Source organism: Sodalis-like endosymbiont of Proechinophthirus fluctus (assembly GCF_001602625.1).
Classification (GTDB): domain Bacteria; phylum Pseudomonadota; class Gammaproteobacteria; order Enterobacterales; family Enterobacteriaceae.
Genome location: NZ_LECR01000075.1, coordinates 13,864 through 21,953, shown reverse-complemented (window position 1 = coordinate 21,953; position 8,090 = coordinate 13,864). Strand labels below are relative to the sequence as shown.

The following is an 8,090-nucleotide window of genomic DNA, read 5'->3' as shown; positions in this document are numbered from 1 at the left end:
TCGAATGCTGTTCGAAGCAAAGAGCCGTGGCTAAGCACTTTCTCTAGTCGTACCCATCCTACTGGATATCACTTGCGCTACATCGCCCTAAGCCTTAAGGGAGCCCCATGCGCAGAGGTGAAGCCTTAATAGCTACCGAATTGCTGTTACTGTATTTCGCACTGAATGGACTCACCATCTACAGAGACATCTTCACCGGCACCACAGGTCGTCTTACACGCGGGTCAGTGAAGACAATGCTACAACTGATAACAGGACAATGACATTTTTTTAAAAAAAAGTAATATAATTAACATTAATTATTATTAACTTAAATCATATTTTCACTGTCCAATTTCTGTAGCCAAGGTGCTCAATCTCAGGCTTTTTACGCGCTGAGATCAGCTGGCGACCTGGGAATGGTCCTACCCAAGATATTGCACATCTTCGCCGAAGTCGCGGATAGCATTACACCTGCTTAAAGCCGTTAGCGCCAGAACAACAGCAAGCAGCAATAGCTAGGTCATTTTTATCAACAATGTTCTAAAAAATCCACGAATGCCAAAAGTCAGTTACCACCGCCTCTAAGAGGGAGTTTCCCGTAACGCATTATTTAACCCGAGAGACATACTCGCCGGAGCGCGTATCCACTTTGATCACTTCACCAATTTGAACGAACAGTGGTACTTTCACCACTGCGCCGGTGGTCAGTATAGCGGGTTTGCCGCCGGTGCCAGCTGTATCGCCTTTGAGGCCCGGGTCAGTTTCAGTGATTTCCATCTCCACGAAGTTAGGCGGCGTCACAGCAATCGGCTGGCCGTTCCACAATGTCAGCACGCATTCGGCCTGTTCGACCAGCCATTTGACATTGTCACCAACGGCTTTAGCATCAGCGGCCAGCTGTTCAAAATTTTCATTATTCATGAAATGCCAAAACTCACAGTCATTGTACAGGTATATCAGGTTAATATCCATCACATCGGCGGATTCCACCGAGTCACCGGATTTGAAGGTTTTTTCCAGCACTTTACTAGAAACCAGCTTACGCAGACGGACCCGGTTGAACGCCTGGCCTTTGCCGGGCTTCACGAATTCATTATCAATGATCGCGCACGGCTCGCCATCAAGCATGATTTTAAGACCGGAACGGAATTCATTGGTACTATAAGACGCCATAATGGTCCTCTTAATATAAACTTGGTAATTAAGCCAAAAAATGGCACGCATTATAATCCGAAATACGCCCGCTAGAGAAGAATGGTTATATCAACTTGACGATGTCATCACCGACCCTGTGCAACTCCTAGAGCTTCTTAGGCTCGGGCAATACGCTGACCTGCGCGAGGGAGCTGAGGCACGGCGCTTGTTTCCGTTTCGCGTTCCCCGCACTTTTGCAGCGCGCATGATACCGGGCGATCCGGGCGATCCGCTCTTGCGTCAGGTGATTACGGTACATAAGGAATTCGATCGAGCACCGGGATTCAGCACAGATCCGCTGGACGAGCAGCACAGCGTGATACCCGGCCTGCTGCATAAATACCATAACCGCGCGCTAATGTTGGTAAAAGGCGGCTGCGCGGTCAATTGCCGCTACTGTTTTCGGCGCCATTTTCCCTATCAGAAAAATCATGGCAACAAAACGAATTGGCTGCGCGCTATGGCCTATATCCAGCAGCACTCTGAACTAAATGAGATCATTCTTTCCGGCGGCGATCCGTTAATGGCTAAAGATCATGAGCTGGATGAGCTTATTTGTCTGTTGGAAAAGATCCCCCACCTGACCACCCTGCGCATTCACAGCAGGCTGCCGATCGTCATCCCAGCACGTATAACTGAGCGTCTTTGCCGGCGGTTGGCCGGCTGCCGACTGAAAGTAGTGCTAGTGACCCACATCAACCACGCCCGTGAAATCGATACTGCTGTCTGCAACAGTATGACACGGCTGCGCAATACGCGGGTGACATTACTCAACCAAAGTGTACTGCTGCGCGGCGTAAATGATAACGCTGATACACTGGCAGCGCTCAGTGAAACCCTCTTCGCCGCCGGCATTTTACCTTATTACCTGCATGTGTTAGATAGGGTACAGGGGGCTGCGCATTTTATGGTGCATGATACCCAAGCACGGGAGATTATGCGGCAACTGTTGGAGAAAGTGTCAGGCTATCTAGTACCACGTCTGACGCGGGAAATTGGCGGCGAGCGCAGCAAGACACTGCTGGATCTGGGACTGCGGCAATTCTGACGGCATTAGCTACCTACCGGTTAACGCACCAATGTATGGGAATTGTCAGGTAGCGGGCCTCGCTCAGTCATAGACCTCTGGCTTTGAATCTTGCTGTCCAGCAGTACAGAGCTAGCTAGTAGGTTTCTTTTTTACTGACCTGTCTGGTCGCCATAGATAACAGATAACGTTGCTACAAAACCCGCTTCATTGATAATTTTTACCAAAAAAACAAAACCCCCGGTAAGCCGGGGGTTTTAAAACGCCATTAATGACATAAGGGGTTACATCATGCCACCCATGCCACCAACGCCACCCATACCTCCTGCGCCGCCTAGGTCTGGTTTATCTTCCTTCGGCAGGTCGGTCACCATACATTCAGTAGTGACCATCAAACCGGCGATAGAAGCCGCATACTGCAGCGCGGAACGGGTTACCTTGGTCGGATCCAGGATACCCATGTCGATCATGTTGCCGTACTCTTCGTTTGCTGCGTTGTAACCGGTATTACCTTCACCTGCTTTCACTTTATTCGCGATGACGGACGGTTCTTCACCGGCGTTGGCGACAATCTGACGCAGCGGTGCTTCCATAGCGCGGCGCGCAACTTTGATACCGACGTTCTGATCTTCATTGTCGCCACGCAGTTCAGCAATGCTGTTGGCTACGCGAATAAGTGCCACGCCGCCGCCGGCGACTACGCCTTCTTCCACTGCGGCGCGGGTAGCGTGCAAGGCGTCTTCAACACGGGCTTTCTTCTCTTTCATTTCAACCTCGGTCGCGGCACCTACTTTGATAACTGCCACGCCGCCAGCCAGTTTAGCCACTCGCTCTTGCAGTTTTTCACGATCGTAATCGGAGGTGGCCTCATCTCGCTGCTGGTTAATTTGCTTAACGCGACCATCGATAAGGGCCTTATCGCCCATGCCGTCGATGATAGTGGTAGTGTCTTTGGTGATAACGACACGCTTGGCCTGCCCCATATCTTCCAGGGTAGCTTTTTCCAGCTCAAGGCCGACTTCTTCGGAAATAACGGTACCGGCAGTCAGGATAGCAATATCCTGTAGCATAGCCTTACGGCGATCGCCAAAGCCAGGCGCCTTCACTGCGGCAACTTTAACGACACCGCGCATGGTATTCACCACAAGCGTAGCCAGCGCTTCACCTTCAACATCTTCAGCGATAACCAGCAGCGGCTTACTTGCTTTGGCGACGGCTTCTAACACCGGCAGCATTTCGCGGATATTGGAAATTTTCTTGTCAGCAAGCAGAATGAACGGGCTTTCCATTTCAACAGCGCCGGTCTCCGACTTGTTGACAAAATACGGGGAAAGATAACCACGATCGAACTGCATCCCTTCAACTACGTCCAACTCATCCTGTAAACCAGAACCCTCTTCCACGGTGATGACGCCTTCTTTTCCCACTTTCGCCATAGCTTCAGCAATAAGGGTGCCGACGGTTTCATCGGAGTTGGCGGAGATGGTACCCACCTGCGCGATCGCCTTGGAATCGGAGCAAGGAACAGACAGTTTTTTTAGTTCTTCTACAGCGGCGATAACGGCTTTATCGATACCGCGCTTGAGGTCCATCGGGTTCATGCCGGCGGCCACGGCTTTCAGGCCTTCATTTACGATAGACTGAGCCAGCACGGTTGCGGTGGTGGTGCCGTCGCCTGCAGCATCATTAGCTTTGGAGGCAACTTCTTTCACCATCTGGGCGCCCATGTTCTCGAACTTATCTTCCAGTTCAATCTCACGCGCGACTGAAACGCCGTCTTTGGTGATGACGGGCGCGCCGAAGGATTTGTCCACCACTACGTTACGACCTTTAGGACCCAGGGTCACTTTTACCGCGTCGGCCAGAATATTTACGCCGCGAAGCATTTTTACGCGAGCGTCGTTACCGAATTTTACGTCTTTAGCTGCCATTTCGATTTTCCTTAAATTCGTTCAGTTCAGATGATTAACGCACGGATTACTGCTCAACAATAGCTAGAATGTCGCTTTCAGGCATAATCAGCACTTCATCATTGTCGATTTTCTCAACCTTCACACCATATCCGTCATTGAAAATCACGATGTCGCCAACCTTCACGTCCAGCGCTTTCACTTCGCCGTTTTCCAGAATCCGGCCGTGGCCCACAGCCAGTACCTCACCGCGAGTAGATTTGCCAGCAGCGGAACCGGTCAGCACGATGCCGCCCGCAGACTTAGCTTCAACTTCTTTACGCTTGACGATAACGCGATCATGTAATGGACGAATTTTCATTGATAACTCCCCTTGAGAAAGTCCGTATCAGTTTTTTGGGATGAACGCCGTGCATTATGTCATGCCCGGCTTCGTGGTAAATAAGATGGGGGCGTTCAGAGAAGCTTCAAGGGGATAAAATAAATTTTTTTCACTTAAGTGATTAAATTTTAGCCATTAAAAATTTTTAATTATATTAATCAATAAGTTATATGTTATTACCTCATCCTATTTTTTACCTATTTCTCATCGGCGCAATAGCCGTTTAGTTTGTCGTGGGAAAGATCATGACGACGACTCCGCCTTCAAAAGTCTCGCTACTGGCGCTGGGACTGCTCGGCTGAAGACGCAGATAAGTCAGTAAGCGCATCGTTAACAGATGCTGTATCGGCGGCAATAACAGCAGCAGGCCGAGGAAATCAGTGAATAAACTGGGCAGCAGCACACATCCCGCAAGCAATAGCGAGACGCTTTTGATCATCTCGCCGGCGGGGGGACTCTCACTGCGGGCCAACTTGATCTGCATTTGTCTCAGAATACGCAGCCCCTGCCCGTTACCAGCGAGATACACCGATATAATGATGTCGCGATTACCAGAAGTAATGTCGCAAGCACGCCAAGCACATGGGCGACTTGGACGAAAAGGGGAATCTCAATATAAGTAATGATAAAAATGATTAGTAACAGGATCCAACGCACCGAATTCTCCTGTGTTATCGATTACTGCTGCGAGAGTAATCCCGCCCAAGTCGATAAAATTCGCCACCACAAAAAATGCGCCTTGTTGCCGGCTTGTCTTAATGTAATGGTATCCCTCAAGACGATTTTCAAGCGATACGCCGGGTCCGTGTCTCGTAAGCGCCTTTTGCCTCTCGTGCTAACTAGTTAAAATAAAAACGATTAACTAATCGTGATCGGCTTAATGGTCTTATCTTAATGACAGAATATAATAGCAAAAATAAAAATTAAATTAGTTTAATACACTATATATAGCATATATTAACACATTTTATTTTAAAATTAATTATAAATACCGACAATTAAAAGGAAAACGCATGTTAACTCTCATCCGTATAGAAGAAGACCTACTCGGCACCCGCGAAGTGCCGGCTGACGCCTATTATGGCATTCATACCCTGCGCGCTAGTGAAAATTTCTACATCAGCAATACGCGTATCAGCGATATTCCCGAGCTGGTACGCGGTATGGTGATGGTAAAAAAAGCCGCCGCACTAGCCAATAAAGATCTTAATATGCTACCGCGGGATATCGCCGATATCATCGCCCGCGCCTGTGATGAAGTTCTGAGCCGGGGTCGCTGCATGGATCAGTTTCCTGTGGATGTGTTCCAGGGAGGAGCCGGTACCTCTGTCAATATGAATACCAATGAAGTGCTGGCGAATATCGGCCTGGAGCTGATGGGGCACCAAAAAGGGGAATACCAATTCCTGAATCCCAACGATCACCTCAACTTATGTCAGTCCACCAATGACACCTATCCCACCGGTTTCCGCCTGGCGGTCTATCACGCGCTCCAGAGCTTGGTAGAAGCGATAGACTATCTGGGGGTAGGTTTTGAGAAAAAAGCTCAGCAATTCAATGGCATTCTAAAGATGGGCAGAACCCAGCTGCAGGACGCGGTTCCAATGACACTCGGCCAGGAGTTTCACGCCTTTAACGTGCTGCTGAAGGAAGAAAACAAAAACCTGCTGCGCACCGCGCAATTGCTGCTGGAAGTGAACCTCGGCGCTACCGCCATAGGTACCCGACTGAATACCCCAGAAGGGTATCAGGCGCTGGCGGTAGAGAAGCTAGCGGAGATAAGCGGCCTGCCCTGCATCCCGGCTGAGGATTTGATTGAGGCCACCTCCGACTGCGGCGCCTATGTCATGGTCCACAGCGCTCTGAAACGCCTGGCAGTGAAATTATCCAAGATATGTAACGACCTGCGTCTCTTATCCTCTGGGCCGCGGGCCGGATTGAATGAAATCAATCTGCCCGAACTGCAAGCGGGCTCATCTATTATGCCTGCTAAGGTCAACCCCGTGCTGCCGGAGGTGGTGAATCAAGTGTGCTTCAAAGTGATCGGCAACGATACCTGTATCACCATGGCAGCGGAAGCGGGTCAGTTGCAGTTGAACGTTATGGAGCCAGTTATCGGCCAGGCGATGTTCGAGTCGATGCATATTCTTACCAATGCCTGTTTTAATCTACAGAATAAATGCATTGGTGGCATCACCGCCAACCAGGCTATCTGTGAGCAACATGTTTTTAATTCCATAGGTATCGTGACCTATCTCAACCCCTTTATTGGCCACCACAACGGCGATATCGTAGGTAAAATCTGTGCCGAGACCGGTAAAAGTGTGCGCGAGGTCGTGCTTGAGCGCGGTTTGCTAACCGCGGCGCAACTGGATGATATCTTCTCGCTGCAAAACTTAATGAATCCTAAGTACAAAGCCAAACACTATCCCGACGAGACCCCATCCTGACTCCTGCACTATCGCCGCCGGCGCGAACAAGCTATAATGCCCGCCGGCGTTTTCCATACAGGGGATAATAATGGCAGATAACCCAGACGGCGTCCTCCCAAAACCCGAAGATGCCGGATCGTGTATCATTCTGTGCACCGCGCCCGACGATGCTTGCGCCCACGCCATCGCCCAGCGTTTATTGGCCGGCAACCTCGCCGCGTGCGTCACGCTATTGCCAGGTGCCATATCGCTTTATTATTGGCAAGGGATGCTCGAACAGCAGGCCGAGGTGCAATTGCTTATCAAAAGCCGCATAACCCTGCGACAGGCAATATTCGCGCAAATCAAAGCCCATCATCCTTATCAAACCCCGGAGTTATTGGTACTTCCCGTCGTCAGCGGCGACCCCGATTATCTATCATGGCTCAATAATTCTTTAAGCTAATCTTGCTGGCGTGGCTAGCATGCCTGCCGCCACCGCAGGCCGCTCAGGCCCGCCTTGTTCGGCAATACTCACGGCAACCAATTCATCCCAGCGGATCAGTCGTTCCGCTTCAATTTTTATCAGCAGGGATCGCAATTGATGCTGAGCTGGGACATCCATCCCAGCTACTACTTATACCGCCAACAGATCCGGCTGGAGCCGGTGGTAAACGCCGCCCTAGGCGTATTCATGATGCCTACCGGAAACCGTCATCACGATGAGTTTTATGGCAATGTGACGATTTACCGCAATGACCTGCACATTACGCTTCCGCTGACACAGGCGCAAAACGACAGCCAGCTGCGTGTCAGTTGACAAGGCTGCGCGGAAGCGGTCTTTTACTATCCGTCGGAAACCCAGGTCATCCCCCTGTTGGCCGTAGTCACGGCGCTGGATGGCGCGATAGACACAGGCTGCGCCACCCTCGTCCCGACACCTTCTCCTTCGCTCATCCAGGGGATTATTACCTTAGCGCCTCCGCTCAAAAATGATAGCGTGCCGTTTTCACCTCTGTGGCACTGCTTATTGGTATCGGTATCGCCTTCACTCCTTGCGTACTGCCGATGTATCCGCTGATTTCCTCCGTGATCCTTAGAACCCGCATGCGACTTATCACTGCTATGGTACTTCCTGCTGCGGTGGTTTACGTTATGGGGATGGCCATTACTTATACCCTGCT

7 protein-coding genes and 1 pseudogene are annotated in these 8,090 nt (G+C 50.4%); 4 read left to right on the top strand and 4 right to left on the bottom strand.

Annotated features, from left to right (window positions below):
• Positions 1 to 588 precede the first annotated feature (588 nt).
• Positions 589 to 1,155 carry an elongation factor P gene (gene efp / locus BG74_RS07370; protein WP_066597570.1) on the bottom strand — a complete coding sequence of 189 codons (567 nt, stop codon included), beginning with the start codon at positions 1,153 to 1,155 and terminating at the stop codon, positions 589 to 591.
• A 40-nt stretch (positions 1,156 to 1,195) separates the two neighbouring features.
• Between efp and epmB the strand changes: the two genes are divergently transcribed.
• Positions 1,196 to 2,224, top strand: a complete 1,029-nt coding sequence (gene epmB / locus BG74_RS07365) for an EF-P beta-lysylation protein EpmB (RefSeq protein WP_066597563.1) — start codon at positions 1,196 to 1,198, stop codon at positions 2,222 to 2,224.
• A gap of 263 nt (positions 2,225 to 2,487) precedes the next feature.
• Here epmB and groL read toward each other — a convergent pair whose 3' ends face one another.
• The 3 genes from groL to BG74_RS20835 form a co-directional block, all read right to left on the bottom strand.
• Entirely contained in the window at positions 2,488 to 4,134 is a 1,647-nt protein-coding gene (gene groL / locus BG74_RS07360) for a chaperonin GroEL (RefSeq protein WP_066597561.1), read from the bottom strand.
• 46 nt (positions 4,135 to 4,180) lie between these two features.
• On the bottom strand, positions 4,181 to 4,474 hold the full coding sequence (locus tag BG74_RS07355; protein ID WP_066597560.1) for a co-chaperone GroES: 294 nt from the start codon (positions 4,472 to 4,474) through the stop codon (positions 4,181 to 4,183).
• A gap of 244 nt (positions 4,475 to 4,718) precedes the next feature.
• The gene (locus BG74_RS20835) at positions 4,719 to 4,967 is read right to left on the bottom strand and encodes an FxsA family protein (protein ID WP_439895707.1); all 249 of its coding nucleotides are present in this window, start codon (positions 4,965 to 4,967) and stop codon (positions 4,719 to 4,721) included.
• 541 nt (positions 4,968 to 5,508) lie between these two features.
• Here BG74_RS20835 and aspA point away from each other — a divergent pair.
• From aspA to BG74_RS17755, 3 genes and pseudogenes are all read left to right on the top strand, one after another.
• Complete coding sequence (gene aspA / locus BG74_RS07345) at positions 5,509 to 6,945, top strand: aspartate ammonia-lyase (RefSeq protein WP_066597558.1); 1,437 nt, start codon at positions 5,509 to 5,511, stop codon at positions 6,943 to 6,945.
• A 70-nt stretch (positions 6,946 to 7,015) separates the two neighbouring features.
• Positions 7,016 to 7,372 carry a divalent cation tolerance protein CutA gene (cutA, locus tag BG74_RS07340; RefSeq protein WP_066597556.1) on the top strand — a complete coding sequence of 119 codons (357 nt, stop codon included), beginning with the start codon at positions 7,016 to 7,018 and terminating at the stop codon, positions 7,370 to 7,372.
• Positions 7,372 to 8,090 (top strand): annotated as a pseudogene (locus BG74_RS17755) (protein-disulfide reductase DsbD domain-containing protein); the annotation flags it as partial. The gene cutA and the pseudogene BG74_RS17755, both read left to right, overlap by 1 nt.

Coding starts and splice junctions, on each gene's coding strand:
- efp (WP_066597570.1), bottom strand. CDS start 1,155: ATGGCGTCTTATAGTACCAATGAATTCCGTTCCGGTCTTAAAATCATG.
- epmB (WP_066597563.1), top strand. CDS start 1,196: ATGGCACGCATTATAATCCGAAATACGCCCGCTAGAGAAGAATGGTTA.
- groL (WP_066597561.1), bottom strand. CDS start 4,134: ATGGCAGCTAAAGACGTAAAATTCGGTAACGACGCTCGCGTAAAAATG.
- BG74_RS07355 (WP_066597560.1), bottom strand. CDS start 4,474: ATGAAAATTCGTCCATTACATGATCGCGTTATCGTCAAGCGTAAAGAA.
- aspA (WP_066597558.1), top strand. CDS start 5,509: ATGTTAACTCTCATCCGTATAGAAGAAGACCTACTCGGCACCCGCGAA.
- cutA (WP_066597556.1), top strand. CDS start 7,016: ATGGCAGATAACCCAGACGGCGTCCTCCCAAAACCCGAAGATGCCGGA.